This is a genomic window from Escherichia sp. MOD1-EC6819, from assembly GCF_002965765.1.
In the GTDB taxonomy this organism is placed as follows: domain Bacteria; phylum Pseudomonadota; class Gammaproteobacteria; order Enterobacterales; family Enterobacteriaceae; genus Escherichia; species Escherichia ruysiae.
On the sequence record NZ_PTRG01000002.1, the window covers coordinates 79,561 to 103,439 of the forward strand.

At 58.6% G+C, this 23,879-nt stretch carries 2 protein-coding genes and 1 pseudogene; all 3 read left to right on the forward strand.

What is annotated here, in order from left to right:
• On the forward strand, positions 1-1,293 hold the full coding sequence (locus A7Z06_RS02970; RefSeq protein WP_000982146.1) for an APC family permease: 1,293 nt from the start codon (positions 1-3) through the stop codon (positions 1,291-1,293).
• Between the two features lie 343 nt (positions 1,294-1,636).
• Positions 1,637-2,992 carry a TolC family outer membrane protein gene (locus tag A7Z06_RS02975; RefSeq protein ID WP_000113318.1) on the forward strand — a complete coding sequence of 452 codons (1,356 nt, stop codon included), beginning with the start codon at positions 1,637-1,639 and terminating at the stop codon, positions 2,990-2,992.
• A 108-nt stretch (positions 2,993-3,100) separates the two neighbouring features.
• Positions 3,101-23,877 (forward strand): annotated as a pseudogene (gene siiEA, locus A7Z06_RS02985) (BapA-related adhesin SiiEA).
• The last annotated feature ends 2 nt before the right edge of the window (positions 23,878-23,879 follow it).

The following is a 23,879-nucleotide window of genomic DNA, read 5'->3' on the forward strand; positions in this document are numbered from 1 at the left end:
ATGATGAACACGGAAGGTAATAACGGTGACAAACCTCTGGGACTATGGAATGTGGTTTCCATAGGTATCGGGGCGATGGTGGGGGCGGGGATCTTTGCCCTGTTGGGGCAAGCGGCGTTGCTAATGGAAGCCTCGACCTGGGTCGCTTTTGCTTTTGGCGGCATTGTGGCGATGTTTTCCGGATATGCCTATGCGCGCCTTGGTGCAAGTTATCCCAGCAATGGCGGGATTATTGACTTCTTTCGCCGGGGGTTAGGCAACGGTGTTTTTTCGCTGGCGCTCTCGTTGCTGTACCTGATGACGCTGGCGGTGAGTATCGCGATGGTTGCCCGTGCCTTTGGTGCTTATGCTGTGCAGTTTTTGCATGAGGGCAGCCAGGATGAGCATCTTATTTTGCTCTACGCGCTGGCGATCATTGCCCTGATGACGCTGTTCAACTCCTTAAGCAACCATGCGGTAGGGCGACTGGAAGTGATCCTTGTCGGCATCAAAATGATGATCCTGTTGTTGCTGATTATTGCGGGCGTCTGGTCGCTGCAACCGGCGCATATTTCCGTCTCTGCGCCCCCCAGCTCCGGCGCATTCTTCTCTTGTATCGGGATTACCTTCCTTGCTTATGCGGGCTTTGGCATGATGGCAAACGCGGCGGATAAAGTGAAAGATCCGGCGGTCATTATGCCGCGAGCATTTTTGCTGGCGATAGGCGTTACCACACTGCTCTATATTTCCCTGGCACTGGTGCTGCTTAGTGATGTTTCGGCATTAGAGTTAGAAAAATATGCCGATACCGCCGTAGCACAGGCCGCTTCTCCACTGCTTGGGCATGTGGGTTATGTGATAGTGGTGATAGGTGCTTTGCTGGCGACGGCATCAGCCATCAACGCAAACCTGTTTGCGGTGTTTAATATCATGGACAACATGGGCAGCGAGCGTGAACTGCCGAAGCTAATGAATAAATCCCTGTGGCGGCAGAGTACGTGGGGCAACATCATCATAGTGGTGTTGATCATGCTGATGACGGCGGCGCTTAATTTAGGTTCCCTGGCCAGTGTTGCCAGCGCCACCTTTTTGATCTGCTACCTTGCGGTGTTTGTGGTGGCGATCCGTCTGCGTCATGATATTCACGCCTCGTTGCCAATCCTCGTTGTCGGTATGATGGTCATGCTATTGGTAATCATCGGTTTTATTTACAGTCTATGGTCCCAGGGCAGCAGCGCACTGATGTGGATTATTGGCGCACTATTACTAAGCCTTATTGTGGCAATGGTAATGAAACGCAATAAAACCATATAAAATCTACCTGCGCGCAGTGCTTTCTGTGCTGCGCCTTTATTTTTTTTCTTAATCAAATCCTCCGTCTTATACTTTTAATAAATAAGTCACAAAAAAATGGTATATACACGATAAAACTGTGATTCTTATCACTTCTTACTATGGATTATTCTCAATGCGGATGATGGTAATCTAAAACTCGTAGTGTATTCTTAATAAATAACGTATAAGCTTTTTAGCTGCATTTCTTTTAATAGGGGGAATAAAAACGAAAGAGATGCACAAGTTATTACCCTTCTTAAATAAAATGAGGCTGGTTATAAAAACCAGTTAAAATAATGACCTGGAAGGAAGTGACTTATCTATGGCGCGATTACAATTAAAAAACCGTAAAAATAAATGCCTGATATTTTTAATAAGTTTTATTGTGATGGGAGAAAACGCGCTTGCAGCGCCATTACCACAATGGGCTAACGCCCCTGCGGTTACGTCGGTTGCCAGTTTATCCTTACAGGAAAGTATATTACGCGCATTTGCGCGAAACCCCGACGTCACCCAACAGGCGGCGCAGATAGGTATTGGCGAAGCGCAAATCGATGAAGCCAAAAGTGCCTGGTATCCGCACGTTGGCTTAACCGGTAACGCGGGGCCGTCCCGACAAACGGACTCCAGCGGCAGGCTTGATAACAACGTTTCGTATGGCATAACCCTGACGCAGTTGGTGTATGACTTTGGTAAAACGAACAACGATATCAAACTGCAAACTGCCGCTCGTGACAGCTACCGATTTAAATTGATGGCAACCCTAACCGATGTCGCAGAGAAAACGGCGACCACCTATATGGAAGTTAGCCGTTATCAGGCTTTGTGCGATGCGGCTCAACGTAATATCCACTCGCTGGAAAATGTCTACAACATGGCGGCACTACGCGCCAACGCCGGCCTGAACTCATCTTCTGATGAATTGCAGGCTCAGACACGCATTGCCGGAATGCGCTCGACGCTGGAGCAATATCAGGCGCAAATGGCGAGCGCCAAAGCGCAACTGGCGGTGCTGACTGGCGTACAGCCGGAGGCGATAGCCGCGCCACCTGCGGAATTAGCCGAGCAGCCGGTATCGCTAAAAAATATTGATTACCAGTCCATTCCGCTGGTGCTGGCGGCAGAAAATTTACGCCAGTCGGCACAGTACGGCGTGGAAAAAACCAAAGCGCAATACTGGCCGACGCTCAGTATTCAGGGAGGCAAAACGCGCTACCAGACCAGCGATCGCTCGTACTGGGACGACCAGTTACAACTGAACGTTAACGCGCCGCTGTATCAGGGCGGCGCAGTTTCTGCCCAGGTGCAACAGGCCGAAGGGCAACAAAAAATCTCTGCCTCGCAGGTCGAACAGGCAAAACTGGATGTGCTGCAACGAGCGTCTGTGGCATATGCGAACTGGACCGGCGCACGGGGTCGTGAAGAAGCCGGTTTAGCGCAATCCGAAAGTGCGCACAAAACGCGAGATGTGTATCAAAATGAATATAAATTAGGTAAACGCAGTCTGAATGATCTATTAACCGTCGAGCAAGATGTCTTTCAGGCGCAATCTGCTGAAATAAATGCCAGTTATGATGGCTGGGTTGCCGCAGTAAATTATGCCGCTGCGGTTAATAACCTTATTCCATTAGCGGGAATTAAACAGGGCTTATACAACGACTTACCCGATTTAAAATAATCCTGCCATTATTAATATCAGGTAGGCATCGTTGTTGAGTTATTACCTTTGTCTTATTTAGATAAATGGACTCGCTAAGGATGTGCGCCATTTATCAGGAATGCCATTATGAGCCTGATTATTGATGTTATTTCGCGTAAAACATCCGTCAAACAAACGCTGATTAATCCTGGCGACGTTACGGTTGTTATTTATGAGCCCTCTGTGGTGCAGGTTCATGCTCAGGCATCTGCCGTTGCGCGTTACGTTCGCGAAGGAAATGATCTGTTGATCTATATGCAGGATGGCACGGTTATCCGTTGCAACGGCTATTTCCTGCAAGCGGCAAATACCACTGAACAATCGGAACTGGTCTTTGCCGATGGACAACAGCTAACTCACGTAACGTTTGCCGATGCCGCAGCGGGGGGATTAGCCCCCGTAGAACTGAGCGCCCAGACCACCGCTATTGAAAGCATTGCGCCATTTCTTGATACCGTTGCTCAGACCAGCACCTTCCCGTGGGGATGGTTAGCCGGTGCGGCGGTAGGTGGCGGTGCGCTTGGCGCTTTACTGGCAAGCGGTGGCGATGACGATTCAAAAACTGAAGTGGTTAACAACCCTCCGCCACCCGCCGAGCCAGGCAATGCGACCCCATCATTTTTAGTCACCGATAATCAGGGCGATCAGCGCGGTATTCTTGCCACCAATGACATCACCGATGACACCACGCCAACCTTTAGCGGTAGCGGGCAGGCGGGTGCGACCATCCAAATCAAAGACAGCAACGGCAATACTATTGCCAGTACTCAGGTAGACAGCAACGGGCACTGGAGCGTCTCTTTACCCACGCAAAGTGCAGGTGAACATACCTGGTCAGTGGTGCAAATTGTCGGCAGCACCATCACTGACGCTGGTTCGATAACGTTAACCATCGACGACAGACAGGCCAGCGTGCAGGTCGCCACCACCGCAGGCGATAACATTATTAACGTCAGCGAACAGGCCGCCGGATTTACGCTTTCAGGCACGACGAGCAACTTGTCGCAGGGAACAGAACTCAGCGTCACGCTAAACGGTAAAACCTACACCACCAGCGTAGGTGCTAACGGCGCGTGGAGCGTGCAGGTGCCGACCGCTGACGCCCAGGCGTTAGGCGAAGGGAATCAGGCAGTGCTGGTCAGCGGGAAAGATGCCACGGGCAATACGGTCACCGGCGCGCAGCTGTTAACCGTCGATACTCAGCCGCCGACGCTTGCTATCAACACTATCGCCCAGGACAACATTGTCAGCGCCGCAGAACATAACGCCGCGCTGGTATTGAGCGGGACTTCGAATGCTGAAGCCGGGCAAATCGTTACACTGACAGTAAATGGTAAAAGCCATACAGCAACCGTCGGTAGCGATGGCACATGGCAGGTGGCGCTGCCTGCCGCAGAAGTGCAGGCGCTGGCAGATGGTAACTACGCCGTAAATGCCAGCGTCAGCGACCGGGCAGGAAACACCACCAGCAACAGCGCGAATTTCGTGGTAGATACCAGCGCGCCGACGATTAACGTCAACACCGTGGCGGGCGACGATATTCTTAATAATGCCGAACAGGCCGTCGCACAGATCATCTCCGGAAATGTCAGCGGTGCTTCTCCTGGCGATACGGTGACTGTGAAATTGGGCGCTCATGTCCTGACGGGCGTCGTGCTGGCAGACGGTAGCTGGAATGTGGCGCTGGATCCGGCGGTAACCCGCACGCTGGATCGCGGAGCCAATACGATTTTCGTCACCGTGACAGATGCCGCCGGAAATACCGGCGCGGCGTCTCGTGCAATCACGCTGGTAGGTGTTTCTCCGTTGATCACCATTAACACCGTCTCCGGCGATGACATTATCAGTGGCGCAGAAAAAGGTGCGCCACTGACCCTTACCGGTAGCACTCAACAGGCCGAGACAGGACAAACCGTCACAGTAACCCTGGCTGGACAGAGTTTTACCACTACCGTGCAGGCCGATGGCTCCGGAGTCTGACAGTACCCGCTGCCAATATGGGTGATCTGCCTGACGGTGCCGTAGCGATTACCGCTTCTGTGACGGATCTCAGTGGTAATACCGGCAACACCTCCCGCACCATTACCGTCGATAGCCAGGCGCCGGCCTTAAGCATTGATCCACTGACCGCCGACAACATCATCAACGCCGCCGAAAGCGGGCAGGATCTGCCCATCACTGGCACCACTGACGCCCAGCCGGGGCAGACGGTAACGGTGACGCTTAACGGGCAGACGTATCAGGGCATCGTGCAACCAGATGGCACATGGAGTGTGACTGTTCCTGCCGCCAACGTTGACGCACTGGCTGACGGCAACGCCACGGTCACCGCCAGCGTGAACGATGTTGCTGGTAACCCGAGCAGCGTTTCACGCGTGGCGCTGGTCGATGCCACGCCGCCTGTGGTGACCATTAATCCGGTGGCGACTGATAACGTCATTAACACGCCGGAACATACCCAGGCGCAAATCATCAGCGGCACGGTTACCGGCGCGCAGGCTGGCGATATTGTCACCGTTACGCTGAATAATGTGGATTACACCACGGTGGTGGATGCTTCCGGCAACTGGAGCCTGGGCGTTCCGGCTTCCGTTGTCAGCGGGCTGGTGGACGGCAGTTATCCGATCAACGTTTCAGTGACTGACCGCGCCGGAAACAGCGGCAGCCAGGCACTCACCGTCACGGTTAATACCGCCGCGCCAGTGGTTGGAATTAATACCATTGCTGGCGATGATGTGATTAACGCCAGCGAAAAAGGAGCCGATGTTCAAATTACCGGCACCAGCGATCAACCTGTTAATACCGCCATCACCGTGACGCTGAACGGGCAAAATTACACAACCACGACCGATGCCTCTGGTAACTGGAGCGTCACCGTTCCGGCGTCGGCGGTAACCGCATTAGGCCAGGCCAACTACACGGTGACGGCAGCGGTGACCAGTAGTATTGGCAACAGCGCCACCGCCAGCCATAACGTGCTGGTCGATAGCGCGCTGCCCGGCGTGACCATTAATCCTGTGGCGAGCGACGATATTATTAACGCCGCCGAAGCGGGCGCTGCGCAAACCATCAGCGGACAGGTGACTGGTGCAGCCGTTGGCGACGCGGTAACTATTACGTTGGGCGGTAATACCTACACGACTACCGTTCAGGCTGGTTTAAGCTGGAGCGTGAGCGTTCCGGCAGCAGATATTCAGGCGCTGGGTAATGGTGATTTAACGGTTAATGCCTCGGTCACCAATCAAAACGGCAACACCGGTAGCGGCTCGCGGGATATCACCATCGACGCCAATCTGCCTGGCCTGCGGGTCGATACGGTAGCGGGTGATGATGTGGTCAATATCATCGAGCACGGGCAGGCACTGGTGGTCACTGGCAGCAGCTCGGGGCTGGCTGAAGGCACGCCGCTTACCGTCACGATTAATAACGTCGAATACACCACTGCGGTGCAGGCCGATGGTAGCTGGAGCGTGGGCGTGACGGCGGCGCAGGTTAGCGCCTGGCCTGCGGGGACGGTGACGGTTGCCGTGTCCGGGGAAAGTAGCGCGGGAAATCCGGTGAGCATCGCCCATTCCGTTACGGTCGATCTCACACCGGCGGCGATCGCCATCAATACCATCGCCACGGACGATGTGATTAACGCCGCAGAAAAAGGCGCTGATTTAACCCTTTCCGGCACCACCACTAACGTAGAACCCGGACAAACGGTCACCGTCACTTTTGGCGGTAAAAATTACACAGCCACGGTTGCAGGCGATGGTAGCTGGACAACCACTGTACCCGCTGCCGATTTAGCGTCATTAACCGATGGTAGCGCCACCGCGCAGGCCAGCGTCAGCAACGTCAACGGCAATAGCGCCTCGGCGGTGCATAACTACAGCGTCGATAGCAGCGCGCCGACCATCATTATCAATACTGTTGCCAGCGACAATATCGTTAACGCCAGTGAAGCCGACGCGGGCGTGACGGTGAGCGGTAGCACCACCGCCGAAGCGGGGCAGATTGTTACGATAACGCTCAATAGCCCGACCGTGCAGACGTATCAGGCGACGGTACAGGCCGATGGCAGCTGGAGTATTACTATTCCGGCGGCAGATCTTGAGGCATTGACGGATGGCAGCCACACCCTGACCGCGACGGTCAATGACAAAGCGGGCAACCCGGCGAGCACCACGCATAATCTGGCGGTGGATCTCACCGTTCCGGTACTGACTATCAACACCATTGCGGGCGACGATATTATTAACGCCGCCGAACACGGGCAGGCGCTGGTGATTTCCGGTTCCAGCACCGGCGGGGAAGCGGGGGATGTCGTTACCGTCACGCTAAACAGTAAAACCTATACCACGACGCTGGATGCCTCCGGCAACTGGAGCGTCGGCGTTCCGGCAGCGGATGTCACCGCGCTGGGCAGCGGTTCACAAACCGTAACGGCGAGCGTTACCGATGCGGCGGGCAATAACGATATTGAGACGCACACGGTCACCGTTAACCTTACCGCGCCGACCATTGGCATTAACACCATCGCCACCGATGACGTGATTAACGCCACGGAAAAAGGCGCGGATCTGCAAATCAGCGGCACCAGCAACCAGCCCGCAGGCACCGCAATTACGGTGACGCTTAACGGGCAAAATTACACCGCCACGACGGACGCAGCAGGTAACTGGAGCACCACGGTGCCCGCTTCCGCAGTAGGTGCGCTGGGCGAAGCCAGCTACACGGTGACGGCGAACGTCACCGACAGCGCAGGTAACAGCAATTCCGCCAGCCATAACGTGCAGGTCAATACCGCGCTGCCTGGTGTCACCATTAATCCGGTGGCGAGCGACGATATTATTAACGCCGCCGAATCGGGCGTGGCGCAGACCATCAGCGGCCAGGTGACGGGCGCGGCGGCGGGCGATACCGTCACCGTAACGCTTGGCGGGAAAACCTACACCGCCACCGTGCAGGGCAATTTAAGCTGGAGCGTGGACGTTCCGGCGGCGGATATTCAGGCCATCGGTAATGGCGATCTGACGGTTAACGCTTCGGTGACCAACGGCGTTGGCAACACCGGCAGCGGTTCGCGAGATATTACTATCGACGCCAATTTGCCGGGTCTGCGCGTTGATACCGTGGCGGGCGATGATGTGGTCAACAGCATCGAGCACGCTCAGGCGCTGGTGATCACCGGTAGCAGCAGTGGGCTGGCGACGGGCGCGGCACTGACGGTGGTGATTAACACGGTCACTTACGCTGCAACAGTATTAGCCGATGGCACATGGAGCGTTGGCGTTCCGGCGGCAGATGTGGGCAACTGGCCTGCGGGGACGGTGAATATCACGGTTTCAGGTGCCAGTAGCGCCGGAAACCCGGTCACTATTACCCACCCGGTCACCGTCGATCTGGCGGCGGTGGCGATCTCCATTAACACCGTTTCCGGTGATGATGTGATTAACGCCGCCGAAAAAGGGGCAGATTTAACCCTGTCCGGCAGCACCTCTGGCGTGGAAGCGGGGCAAACGGTCACCGTCACCTTTGGCGGAAAAACCTATACCGCGACCGTAGCGGGCGATGGTAGCTGGACAACCACCGTGCCTGCCGCCGATCTCAACGCGTTACGCGATGGCGACGCCACGGTACAGGCCAGCGTCAGCAACGTTAACGGCAACACGGCTTCGGCGACGCACGCCTATAGCGTCGATGCCACGGCACCGACACTTGCCATTAACACCATCGCCACTGACGATATTCTTAACGCCGCCGAGGCGGGCAATCCGTTAACCATCAGCGGCACCACTACCGCCGAAGCGGGGCAGATGGTTACCGTTACCCTTAATGGCGTGACTTATACTGGCACCGTCCAGGCGGACGGAAGCTGGAGCGTCAGCGTGCCGACAACGGATCTCAGCAATCTGACCGCCAGCCCGTACACCGTCAGCGCCTCGGTAAACGACAAAGCGGGTAACCCGGCGTCCGCAACTCACGGTCTGGCGGTGGATCTCACCGTGCCGGTGCTGACCATCAACATCGTCTCCGGCGATGACATTATTAACGCCGCCGAACACGGACAGGCGCTGGTGATCTCCGGTTCCAGCACTGGCGGCGAAGCGGGCGATGTCATCACCGTCACGCTAAACAGTAAAACCTACACCACCTCGCTGGATGCTTCCGGCAACTGGAGCGTCGGCGTTCCGGCGGCAGATGTCACCGCGCTTGACAGCGGTCCGCAAACCATCACTGCGACCATTACCGACGCGGCAGGCAACAGCGACGACGCCAGCCGCACGGTTACTGTGAATCTGACCTCACCAACCATTGGCATCAACACCATTGCTACAGATGACGTGATTAACGCCACGGAAAAAGGTGCGGATCTGCAAATCACCGGCACCAGTAATCAGCCAGCGGACACTACGGTTACGGTGACGCTAAACGGTCAAAATTACACTGCCACTACCGATAGCAACGGCAACTGGATCGCCACGGTGCCAGCCTCGGCGGTTAGCGCGCTGGGTGAGGCCAACTACACAGTAACGGCAAACGTCACTGACACGGCAGGCAACAGTAATTCCGCCAGCCATAATGTGCTGGTCAACAGCGCGCTGCCTGGCGTTACCATTAACCCGGTGGCGAGCGATGACATCATTAACGCTACCGAATCGGGCAATGCACAAACCATCAGCGGGCAGGTCACGGGTGCGGCGCAGGGAGATACGGTCACCATTACGCTGGGCGGCAATACCTACACCGCCACGGTGCAGGCTAATTTAAGCTGGAGCGTCAGCGTTCCGGCGGCGGATATTCAGGCGCTGGGTAACGGCTCCTTGACGGTTAACGCCTCGGTGACCAACGTCGTCGGCAACACCGGCAGCGGTTCGCGAGACATCACTATCGATGCCAATCTGCCTGGCCTGCGTGTCGATACCGTAGCGGGTGATGATGTTATTAACAGCATTGAGCACAATCAGGCGCTGGTGATCACCGGGAGCAGCAGCGGATTAACGGTGGGAACCGCGTTAACGGTCGTTATCAATAACGTCACTTACGGCGCGACAGTGTTAGCCGACGGCACATGGAACCTCGGCGTTCCGGCGGCAGACGTCAGTAACTGGCCTGCGGGTACGGTGGATATCACGGTAAGCGGCACCAACAGCGCCGGAACAACCTCCACCATTACCCATCCAGTCACCGTCGATCTGGCGGCGGTCGCTATCACCATTAACACCCTTTCCGGCGATGATGTGATCAACGCCGTCGAAAAAGGCGAAACGCTGGTCGTAAGCGGCAGCACCAGCGGCGTGGAAGCCGGGCAGACGGTGACCGTCACCTTTGGTGGCAAAAATTACACCACTACCGTTGAAGCCAACGGCAGCTGGACGGTGAATGTGCCGCCTGCCGATCTCGCTGCGCTGCCGGACGGCGCGGGCAACGTGCAGGCGAGCGTCAGCAACATTACCGGTAACAGCGCCCAGGCCGATCGCGCGTACAGCGTCGATGCCACCGCACCGCTTGTGACCATCAACACCATCGCCAGCGACGATACTCTCAACGTGAGCGAAGCGGGCGCGGGGATAACCATCAGCGGTACCACCACGGCACAGGCCGGACAGACGCTGACCGTCACGCTCAATAACAACACATACCAGACCACCGTTCTCGCGGATGGCACCTGGAGCGTGAATGTTCCGGCATCGGATTTAAGCGGATTAACCGCCAGCAGCTATACCGTGACCGCCACGGTAAGCGACAAAGCGGGTAACCCGGCAAGCGCCGACCACGCACTGGCGGTGGATGTCACCGCGCCGGATCTCACCATTAACACCGTCGCGGGCGATGACATCATCAACGCCATCGAACACGGTCAGGCACTGGTCGTCAGCGGAACCAGTACGGGCGCGGCGGCGGGCGATGTGGTCACGGTTAACCTGAACGGTAAAAACTACACCACCACGCTGGACGCCTCCGGTAACTGGAGCGTGGGCATTCCGGCGGCGGATGTCACGGCGCTGGCAACCGGCAGCCAGACCATCACCGCCAGCCTGAGCGATCGCGCGGGCAACAGCGACAGCACGACTCACGATGTGACCGTTGATCTCAGTGGCCCGACGCTGACCATCAACACCGTCTCCGGCGATGACATCATTAACAATACCGAGAAAACCCAGGATCTGACCATCAGCGGCGGCTCCAGCGGTCTGGCGACCGGCACCACGGTCACCGTGATGTTGAACGGCCTGGCGTACAGCGCCACCACCGATGGTTCTGGCAACTGGAGCATTACCGTGCCTGCTTCGGCGGTCGGCGCCCTGGGCGAGGCGGTTTATTCGATTAGCGCCAGCGCCACCGACAGCGCGGGCAACAGCGGCAGTACTACCCATACAGTGAATGTCGAATCGCTCCTGCCTGGGGTGATCATTAATACCGTGGCAGGCGATGACATTATCAACGCAGCTGAAATCGCCGTTAACCAGACCATCAGTGGTCAGGTCACGGGAACGGCGCAGGCGGGGAATACGGTGACGGTCACGCTTGGTGGCAACCAGTATACCGCTACCGTGCAGCCAGATTTAAGCTGGAGTGTCAGCGTGCCGGCGGCAGATTTGCAGGCGTTGGGTAACGGTGAGCTGACCATCAGCGCCTCGGTGACCAACACCACAGGCAATACCGGCACCGCCACGCACGACATCGTGATAGACGCCAACCTGCCTGGTCTGCGCGTCGATACCGTGGCAGGCGATGATGTGGTCAATATTATCGAACACGGTCAGGCGCTGGTTGTCACTGGTAGCAGTACCGGACTGGCGGTGGGGACGCCACTAACTGTGGAAATCAACAGCGTCACCTATGGCGCAACGGTATTAGCCGATGGCACCTGGAGCGTGGGCGTTCCGGCGACGGATGTCGCTAACTGGCCTGCGGGGACAGTCGATATTACGGTTACAGGCACTAACACCGCCGGAACAACTACCAGTATTAGCCATCCGGTCACGGTCGATCTCGCTGACGTGGCGATTACCATCAATACACTTTCCGGCGACGATGTGATTAACGCCGCCGAAAAGGGCAGTGATTTGCAGCTTTCCGGCACCACCTTCGGCGTGGAGGCGGGGCAGACTATTACCGTTATTTTTGGCGGCAAAAGCTACACCACGACGGTTGCTGCGGATAATACCTGGGGGATGACAATCCCAGCCGTCGATCTCACGGCTTTACCAGACGGCGCAGCAAACGTACAAGCCAGCGTCAGCAACGTAGCTGGCAACATCGCCCAGACAACACATGCTTACAGCGTTGATGCCACCGCGCCCTCTGTCACCATCAACACCATCGCCACGGACGATATTCTTAATGCCGCCGAAGCCGGAACGGCGCTGACCATCAGCGGCACCAGCACGGCAGAAGCCGGGCAGATGGTGACCGTGACGCTAAACGGCGTCAATTACAGCGGCAACGTACAAGCAGACGGAAGCTGGAGCATCAGCGTACCAACTGGCGATTTAGCGAATCTCACCGCCAGCTCGTATACCGTCAACGCGGCGGTCAGCGACAAAGCCGGAAATCCGGCCTCGGCAACGCATAATCTGGCGGTGGATCTGATTGCCCCAGTCGTCACCATCAACACGGTGGCGGGCGACGACATCATTAACGCCACGGAACACAGCCAGGCGCAGATTATCAGCGGCTCGGCAACGGGCGCGACCACAGGTAACACGGTTTCCGTGACGATTGGCACGACCACCTACACCACCGTGCTGGACGCCAACGGCAACTGGAGCATCGGCGTGCCTGCCAGCGTGATTTCCGCACTGGCGCAGGGCGATGTGACCATTACCGCCACGGTCACCGACTCCGCAGGCAACAGCGGCACAGCCTCGCACATCGTCAGCGTGGCGCTCGGTGCTCCGGTACTCGGCATTAACACTATCGCCGTCGACGACATCATCAATGCCACGGAGAAAGGCGCGGATCTGGCGATTTCCGGCAGCAGCAACCAGCCTGCGGGCACGCAGGTAACCGTGACGCTCAACGGGCAAAATTACACCACCACAGCCGATGCTTCCGGTAACTGGAGCGTGACCGTTCCGGCGTCCGCTGTGAGCGTGCTCGGTGAAGCCACTTACACGGTGACCGCCGCCGCTACTGACTCCGCTGGCAACAGCGGTTCCGCCAGCCATAACGTGCAGGTTAATACCGCGCTGCCGGGCGTCACCATTAACATTGTGGCAACGGACGATATTATTAACGCTGCCGAAGCAGGGGCAGATCAAACTATCAGCGGTCAGGTTACAGGCGCGGCGGCGGGCGACACGGTGACCGTCACGCTGGGTGGCGAGACTTACACGGCGACAGTGCAGGCCAATTTAAGCTGGAGTATTAATGTTCCGGCAGCCGCTTTACAGGCGTTGGGCAACGGCGAGTTGAGCATTTCGGCTTCGGTGACGAACAGCGTGGGCAATACTGGCAGCGGTACGCGTGACATTACCATTGACGCTAATCTCCCAGGTCTGCGGGTCGATACCGTCGCTGGCGATGATGTGGTGAATATCATCGAGCACGGTCAGGCACTGGTGGTAACCGGCAGCAGTTCTGGTCTGGCAGCGGGTGCCGTACTCACGGTTTCGATTAATAGCCAGACCTATAGCGCAACGGTTTTAGCCGATGGTTCATGGAGCGTCGGCGTTCCGGCGGTGGATGTCAGCGCCTGGCCTGCGGGGACGGTCACGATTACGGCGAGTGGTAGCACCACCGCCGGAAATCCGGTCAGCGTCACGCACCCGGTCACCGTCGATCTCACGGCGATTGCCGTCAGCATCAACGCCATTACCGCTGATGATGTGATTAACGCCGCCGAAAAAGGCGCGGCGTTAACGCTCTCCGGCAGCACGTCCGGCGTGGAGGCCGGGCAAACGGTCACCGTCACCTTTGGCGGCAAAAACTACACTGCAAGCGTCGCGGCGAATGGTTCATGGAGCACCACAGTTCCCGCGTCGGATATGGCAGCCCTGCGTGATGGCGATGCCAGCGCACAGGCCAGCGTCAGCAATGTTAACGGCAACAACGCCATCACTACCCACGCGTACAGCGTCGATGCCAGCGCGCCAACGGTGACCATCAACACTATTGCGGGCGACGACATTCTTAACGCCACCGAAGCCGGTACGGCGCTGACCATCACCGGCAGCAGCACGGCGGAAGCGGGGCAAACGGTGACCGTCACGCTCAATGGCGCAAACTATACCGGCACCGTACAAACGGACGGTAGCTGGAGCGTCAGCGTGCCGCCAGCAGCGTTAAGCGCCTTGACCGCCAGTAACTACACCGTCAGCGCGGCGGTGAGCGACAAAGCCGGAAACCCGGCCTCCGCTAACCATAACCTGACGGTGGATACTTCCGTTCCGGTTGTCACCATCAACACGGTGGCGGGTGATGATGTGATCAACGCGACTGAACACGCCCAGGCGCAGATTATCAGCGGCTCCGCCACGGGTGCGGCAACCGGTAGCACCGTCACGGTGACTATCGGCACCAATACCTTCACCACGGTGCTGGATGCCAGCGGTAACTGGAGCGTCGGCGTACCGGCAAGCGTTGTCTCGGCACTGGCGAACGGCACGGTGACCATCAACGCCAGCGTCACCGATGCCGGGGGCAACAGCGGCAGCGCCACGCATCAGGTGACGGTTAATACCGGGCTGCCGACCATTACCTTTAACGCCATCAGCGGCGATAACGTTTTGAACGCCGATGAAAAAGGTCAGCCGTTGACCATCAGCGGCAGTAGTACGGGGCTGGCGACCGGCGCACAGGTTACCGTCACGCTCAACGGTCATAACTACAGCGCCACCACCGACGCGGCGGGCAACTGGACGTTAACCGTACCGGTGAGCGATCTGGCGGCCTTAGGCCAGGCTAACTATACGGTCAGCGCCAGCGCCACCAGTGCGGCAGGCAACACCGCCAGCAGCCAGGCGAATTTACTGGTCGACAGCGGCCTGCCGGGCGTCACCATCAACACCGTGGCGGGCGACGATATTATCAACGCCGCTGAAGCGGGCGCCGATCAAACCATCAGCGGGGTGGTGACCCGCGCCGCCGCTGGCGATACGGTCACCGTCACGCTGGGCGGCAATACTTATACTGCACAAGTTCAGGCCGATTTAAGCTGGAGCGTCAGCGTTCCGGCAGCCGATTTACAGGCGTTGGGTAATGGTCATTTGACCATTACCGCTTCGGTCACCAACGCCAGTGGCAACACCGGTAGCGGCACGCGAGATATCACCATTGACGCCAACCTGCCAGGTCTGCGCGTGGATACCGTCGCGGGCGATGATATCGTCAACAGCATAGAGCACGGACAGGCGCTGGTGATCACTGGTGGCAGTAGCGGTTTGAATACCGGCGCCGTGCTGACGGTCACCATCAACGGCACGGCCTATGCCGCCACGGTACAGGCGGATGGTAGCTGGAGCGTAGGTATTCCGGCGGCAAACGTCAGCGCCTGGCCTGCGGGGCCGTTAACCGTTGAGGTAGCAGGGCAGAGCAGCGCCGGAAACCCGGTCAGCGTCAGCCATCCGTTCACCGTCGATTTAACAGCGGTGGCTATCAGCATCAACACTGTTGCCAGCGACGACGTGATCAACGCCGCCGAAAAAGGTGCCGGGTTGACCCTTTCCGGCAGCACCAGCGGAATTGAAAGCGGGCAAACCGTTACCGTCACTTTTGGCGGCAAAACCTACACTGCAAGCGTCGCCGCCAACGGGAACTGGAGTGTGAACGTTCCGGCGGCGGATCTGGCAACCTTGCCAGACGGCGCGGCAAACGTGCAGGCCAGCGTCAGCAGCGCGAGCGGCAATAACGCTTCGGCAACCCATGCGTACAGCGTCGATGCCAGCGCGCCGACGCTCACCATAAACACCATAGCCAGCGACGATATCCTGAACGCTACGGAGGCCGGAAGCCCACTCACCCTCAGCGGCACCAGCACCGCCGAAACCGGGCAGACGGTGACCGTCACCCTTAACGGCGTAACCTACACCGGTAATGTACAGGCGGACGGTAGCTGGAGTGTCAGTGTTCCTACTTCAGCCTTAGGCGCGCTCACCGCAAGCAATTACACCGTCAGCGCCACGGTCAACGACAAAGCGGGCAACCCCGGCAGCGCCAGCCATAATCTGGCGATAGACACCATCGCACCGGTTCTCACCATTAACACCGTGGCAGGCGATGACATCATCAACGACGCCGAGCACGCGCAGGCGCTGGTGATCTCCGGCACCAGCAGCGGCGGGGAAGCGGGCGATGTGGTGAGCGTTGTGCTCAATGGCAAAACCTACACCACCACGCTGGACGCCTCCGGTAACTGGAGCGTCGGTGTACCGGCGGCGGATGTGACGGCGCTGGGTAGCGGTGCGCAGACCATCACTGCCAGCGTCAGCGATCGGGCAGGCAACAGCGATGACGCCAGCCGCACCGTTACCGTCAGCCTCACTGCGCCAGTGATTGGTATCAACACCATCGCGGGCGATGATGTGATCAACGCGACGGAAAAAGGATCTGATCTGGCGCTTTCCGGCACCAGCGATCAGCCTGCGGGTACGGCGATCACCGTCACGCTGAACGGACAAAACTACAGCGCCACCACCGACGCCTCCGGCAACTGGAGCGTCACCGTTCCTGCCTCGGCGGTCAGTGCGCTGGGTGAAGCCACCTACAGCGTCACGGCGAGCGTCACCAACGCTCAGGGCAACAGCAGCACCGCCAGCCATAACGTACAGGTCAATACCGCGCTGCCGGGCGTCACCATCAATCCGGTGGCGACGGACGATATTATCAACGCCGCCGAAGCAGGCAGTGCGCAAACCATCAGCGGCCAGGTCACCGGGGCGGCGGCGGGCAGCACCGTCACCGTTGAACTGGGCGGTAAAACTTACACCGCCACCGCCCAGCCAGATTTAAGCTGGAATGTGAGCGTACCTGCCGCCGACTGGCAGGCGTTGGGTAACGGTGAGTTAACGGTTAACGCCTCGGTGACCAACGCCGTTGGCAATACCGGCAGCGGCACGCGCGATATCACCATCGATGCCAGTCTGCCCGGTCTGCGGGTCGATACTGTCGCTGGCGATGATGTGGTCAATATCATCGAACACGCTCAGGCACAGGTGATCACCGGCAGCAGCTCCGGCTTTGCCGCAGGTACGGCGTTGACGGTGGTGATAAATAACCAAACTTACGCCGCCACGGTGCTGGCGAACGGCACCTGGAGCGTCGGCGTTCCGGCGGCGGATGTCAGCAACTGGCCTGCGGGAACGCTGAATATTACCGTTAGCGGCGCGAACAGTGCCGGAACGCAAACCAGCATTACCCATCCGCTGACCGTTGATTTCACTGCTGTCGCTATCAGCATTAACGCCATCACCGCCGATGATGTGATAAACGCCGCCGAAAAAGGTGCAGCGTTAACGCTCTCCGGCAGCACCTCCGGCGTCGAAACGGGGCAAACCGTTACCATTACCTTTGGCGGCAAAACCTACACCACCACGGTGGCGGCAAACGGTAGCTGGAGCACCACCGTTCCGGCAGCGGATATGGCGGCTCTGCGTGATGGCGATGCCAGCGCCCAGGTGCGGGTGACAAACGTTAACGGCAACAGCGCCACGGCAACGCATGAATACAGCGTCGATAGCGCCGCGCCAACGGTGACCATCAACACCATTGCCAGCGATAACATCATCAACGCCAGCGAAGCGGCGGCAGGTGTGACGGTTTCCGGCACCAGCACGGCGGAAGCGGGGCAAACGCTGACCGTCACGTTTAACGGCAGTAACTACCAGACCACGGTGCAGGCAGACGGGAGCTGGAGCTTAACGCTGCCTGCCGGCGACTTAACCGCGCTTGCCAATAATGGCTACACCCTGACCGCTACGGTCAGCGATCTGGCGGGTAACCCTGGCAGCGCCAGTAAAGGCGTAACCGTCGATACCACCGCGCCGGTGATCAGTTTTAACACCGTGGCGGGCGATGATGTGATTAACAACGTCGAGCACACCCAGGCGCAGATTATCAGCGGCGCCGCCACGGGCGCGGTAGCTGGTGACCGCCTGGTGGTGACCATCGCCGGGCAGCAGTATGTCACCAGCACCGATGCCAGCGGCAACTGGAGCGTCGGCGTGCCTGCCAGCGTAATTTCCGGTCTTGCGGATGGCACGGTGACCATCAGCGCCACCATCACCGACAGCGCAGGCAACAGCAGCACGCAGACCCACAACGTGCAGGTGAATACGGCGGCGGTATCGCTCTCGGTCAGCACCATCAGCGGCGATAACCTCATTAACGCCGCCGAAGCAGGCAGTGCGCTGACCCTTAGCGGCACCGGCACCAATTTTGCGACAGGCACAGTGGTGACCGTGTTGCTTAACGGCAAAGGCTACAGCGCCACCATTCAAAGCAACGGGAGCTGGAGCGTGAATGTGCCAGCGGCAGACGTTGCGGCGCTTGCGGATGGCACCAGCTATACGGTTAGCGCCTCCGCTCAGGACAGCGCCGGAAACAGCGCCACGGCCTCGCGCAGCGTGGCGGTAGATCTCACCGCGCCGGTTATCAGCATCAACACCGTTTCAACGGACGACCGACTCAACGCCGCCGAACAGCAGCAGCCGTTAACCCTTAATGGATCGACCAGCGCGGAAGTGGGGCAGACGGTCACCGTGACCTTTGGCGGCAAAACCTATACCGCCACGGTAGCCGTCAATGGCACCTGGGCGCTGAACGTACCTGCGGCGGATCTGGCAACACTCGGGCAGGGCGCGCAGACCATCACCGCCAGCGTGAACGATCGCGCGGGCAACCCCGGTCAAACCACGCACGCCCTGACCGTTGACACTGCTGCGCCGACGGTGACCATCGCCACGGTAGCGGGCGACGATATTATCAACAACGTCGAGCAGCTTGCCGGGCAGACCATCAGCGGCACCACCACCGCCGAAGTGGGTCAGACGGTAACCGTCACCTTTAACGGTCAGAGCTGGAGTGCAACGGTTGGCAGCGGTGGAAGCTGGTCAGTGTTTATTCCGGCGCAGCAGTTTGCCGGATTAAGCGACGGCAGCTACACCATTAGCGCGTCGGTCAGCGATCAGGCCGGAAACCCCGGCAGCGCCAGCCGTGGTGTCACGTTGAACGGCGACGTCCCCACCGTCACCATCAACACCTTTGCGGGCGATGATGTGGTGAACGCGGCGGAACACGGTTCGTCTCTGGTTATCAGCGGCACCACCACCGCGCCGGTCGGCCAGACGCTGACTCTTACCTTAAACGGCAAAACCTACACCACCACGGTGCAGACCAGCGGTAGCTGGAGCTACACTCTCGCCAGCGCCGATGTCACCGCGCTGGCGGATGGCAACGCCTATGTGATTAACGCCTCGGTCACTAACGCCATTGGCAACACCGGCAGCAGCAATCACACTATCACCGTCGATCTCAGCGCCCCGGCGATGGGGATTAATATCGATTCCCTGCAAGCCGACACCGGCCTTAGCGCCAGCGACTTTATCACCAGCGTCAGCCCGGTGGTGGTCAATGGCTCACTCACCGCCGCGCTTGCCAGTAACGAGACGGCGCAAATCAGTATCGACGGCGGCGCAACCTGGAGCACGCTCACCGTGACCGGCACGACCTGGCGCTATAACGACAGCCGCACGCTGACTGATGGCAACTATCTCTATCAGGTGCGGGTGATTGATGCGGCGGGCAACGTCGGCGCGACTGACAGCCAGAACGTGGTGATCGACACCATCGCGCCAGATCCAGCGGTGAAAACCATCGCCATCAGCGCGATCACCACCGATACTGGATTGATCACTAACGATTTTATCACCAGCGACACGACGCTGGCGGTGAGCGGCACGCTGGGGGCGACGCTTTCTGCCGGCGAGTTCGCGCAAATCAGTATCGATGGCGGCACCACCTGGCAGAATCTTTCGGTAAGCGGTTTGACCTGGACGTACCTTGATGGGCGCACGCTGACTGACGGCAACTACAACTATCAGGTGCGGGTTATCGACATCGCCGGAAATATCGGCGCGACCGCCAGCCAGATTGTCACCGTTGACACCAGCGCGCCGCTGGCGAGCAAAACCATCGTCATTGCGGGCATTAGCGATGACACCGGCTTAAGCAGCAGCGATTTTGTTACTCGCGACACGACGCTGACCGTTCGCGGGACGCTCGGCGCGGCGCTGGCGGCAGATGAACGGGCGCAAATCAGCCTCGACGGCGGGGTTACCTGGACAACCTTAACCGTTATCGGCACCAACTGGAGCTATGCCGATGGTCGCACACTGACCGACGGCACCTGGAACTACACGGTGCGGGTGGTGGATCTGGCGGGGAACGTAGGGCAGACCGCGACGCAAAACGTGGTGGTCGATACCACCAGCCCTGAAGCGGCGAAAAGCATCACCATTACCGGTATCAGCGATGACACCGGAGCCAGCAGCAGCGACTTTATTACCAGCGATACTACGCTTACCGTGCGCGGCGTGCTGGGCGCGGCGCTCGGCGCTAACGAATTCGCGCAAATCAGTACCGACAACGGCGCAACCTGGGTGAACGTGACGCTGGCGGCAGACGGCCTTAACTGGACATACGCTGATGGGCGCACGTTGACTAACGGCACGACAACCTGGCTGGTGCGGGTGGTCGATCTGGCGGGCAACGTTGGTGCCACCGGCAGTCAGTCGGCGCAGATTGATACCGTTAACCCGGCGCAGGTGTTGACCATCGCCAGCATCAGCACCGACACGGGTAGCTCGGCAACCGACTTTATCACCAGTGATACCACGCTCACGCTAACCGGTTCGCTGGGAGCGGGGCTTGCCAGCGGCGAAGTAGCGCAGATTAGCCTTGATGGCGGCGCGACCTGGACTACGCTCACCACCAACGGCACGCAGTGGACTTACACCGACAGCCGTACATTGACCGACGGCAGCTATGTTTATCAGGTGCGGGTGCTGGATCTGGCCGGGAACACCGGTCCGGTGGTGTCGAAAACGGTGGTGGTCGATACGATTAACCCCACCGCCACGCCAGGTATTGTGTCGTATACCGATGATGTCGGGCAGCGGCAGGGGACATTAAGCAGTTCGCAGGCCACCGACGACACTACGCCGCTGCTGAACGGTGTACTTTCCGCGCCGCTTGCCAGCGGTGAAGTCGTTTACCTCTACCGCAACGGCCTGCTGTTAGGCGCGGTGACGATGGTCGGCGCACTGAACTGGACCTACAGCGACAGCGGGCTACTCAGCGGTGCGTATACCTACAGTGCGCGGGTAGTGGATCTGGCAGGGAATATCACCGCCTCCAGTGATTTTATCCTCACCGTCGATACCTCTATTCCGACCACGCTGGCGCAAATCACCAGCCAGACCACGCGCGATACCACGCCGATTATCAGCGGGGTGATCACTGCCGCGCTCGCCAGCGGGCAGTATGTCGAAGTGGTCATCAATAGCAAAACCTACACCTCGCAGCCGGGCGGTGCGGTGGTAGTCGATCCGGCGCACAACACCTGGTATGTGCAGTTACCGGATACCGATGTGCTGGCGGCTTCCGCAACCGCTTATAACGTCACCGCGCAGGTGAAAAGCTCGGCGGGCAACGGCAACACCGCCAACGTCAGCAATGGCACGGTGACAGTCAACGCGGCAATTGATTACACGCCAGCCTGGACGACCGCCAATAAAACAACGGCCTGGGGGCTGACCTACGGCCTCGACACGCACGGAATGTGGACGGTGCTGGCCAACCAGCAGGTGATGCAATCTACCGACCCGCTTACCTGGTCGAAGACCGCCCTGACGCTGTATCAGAGCGGCAACAACTACGCCACCAGTTCCATTGCCGATTACGACCGTAACGGTACGGGCGATCTGTTTATTACCCGTGATGATTACGGCACGGGCTATATCAACGGCTTTACCAATAACGGCGACGGCACGTTTTCCAGTGCCATTCTGGTCGCCGTTGGCACTCTGACGTGGTATGGCTCGGTAGTGGCGTTTGATAAAGAGGGCGACGGCTATCTTGATTTCTGGATTGGCGACGCCGGGGGGCCAGACTCCAACACCTTCCTGTGGAATAACGCGGGCACCCTGGTAGGCAACTCCACTGTTGCCAACAACGGGGGGAGCGCCACGGTCGGTGGGGCGGTGACGGGGTATCTTTCGCTCAACGAGGGTTCTGGCGTTGATCTTAACAACGACGGCAGGATTGACCTGGTTCAGCACACTTTCAACCTGAATAACTATTACACGCTGTCCTCGCTTATCAGCCAGGGCAACGGCACGTTTGTCTGGGGGCAGAACACCATCAATACTTTCCTCAGCACGGCGGGCAGCGGCGGCAACTCGACGTCTGTCTCCATGACCTGGGCGGATTTCGATGGCGACGGCGATATGGATCTCTTCCTGCCCGCCAGCCAGGGAAGAGCTAACTACGGCTCCCTGTTATTCAACACCAACGGCGTGCTGGGAAATCCGGTGGCGGTGGGGGCAACGGCAACCACCTACGCCAGCCAGTTTAGCCTGGCGGTGGACTGGAACCACGACGGTCTGATGGATATCGCCCGTATTGCCCAGACCGGACAATCCTACCTTTACACCAACGTTGGCGGAGCCAGCAACTGGACGCAGTCGGTACTCGGCGGCAGCCAGAGCGGCACTACCAGCGGCGTGGCGGCAATGGACTACGACTGGGACGGCGCGGTGGATGTACTGGTGACCAAACAGTCGGGCAGCGTGTTCCTGATCCGCAACACCAACACGGTGAGCTACGGCACTTCGCTGCACCTGCGCATTACCGATCCCAACGGCATTAACGTTTATTACGGCAATACCGTAAAACTGTACAACTCGGCGGGAGTGCTGGTCGCCACGCAAATCATCAACCCGCAGTCGGGGATGGGGGTTAACGACACCTCGGCGCTGGTCAATTTCTACGGGCTGAATGCCGGAGAAACCTACAACGCCGTGCTGATCAAATCCACTGGCGCGACTGCCAGCAATATCGATCAGACGGTAAACACCACCTGGGGCGGCTTACAGGCTACCGATGCCACTCACGCTTACGATCTCAGCGCCGAAGCCGGGACGGCGAGCAATAACGGCAAGTTCGTCGGCACCGGTTATAACGACACCTTTTTTGCCACCGCAGGCACCGACACCTACGACGGTTCCGGCGGCTGGGTGTACAGCTCTGGCACCGGAACCTGGCTGGCAAACGGCGGGATGGACGTGGTTGATTTCCGGCTTTCGACGGTGGGCGTGACCGCTAACTTAAGCAGTACCGCCGCGCAGGCCACCGGTTTTAACACCTCGACATTTACCAATATTGAAGGCATTTCCGGCTCGAATTTTAACGACACTCTGACCGGCAGTACGGGCGATAACCAACTGGAAGGGCGCGGCGGTAACGACACGCTCAACATCGGCAACGGCGGCCATGACACCTTGCTCTATAAACTGCTCAACGCCAGCGACGCCACTGGCGGCAACGGCTCGGACGTGGTGAATGGTTTTACGGTAGGGACATGGGAAGGCACCGCCGACACCGACCGCATTGATATTCGTGAACTGTTGCAGGGCAGCGGCTACACCGGCAACGGCAAAGCCAGCTACGTCAACGGCGTGGCAACGCTGGATGCGCAGGCCGGAAACATCGGTGATTTTGTCAAAGTTACCCAGAGCGGCAGCGACACCATCGTGCAGATCGACCGCGACGGGACAGGTGGCGGCTTTGCGACAGCTAACGTGGTCACGCTGACGGGCGTGCATACCGACCTCGCCACTTTGCTGGCGAATCATCAGTTGATGGTGGTGTAGAT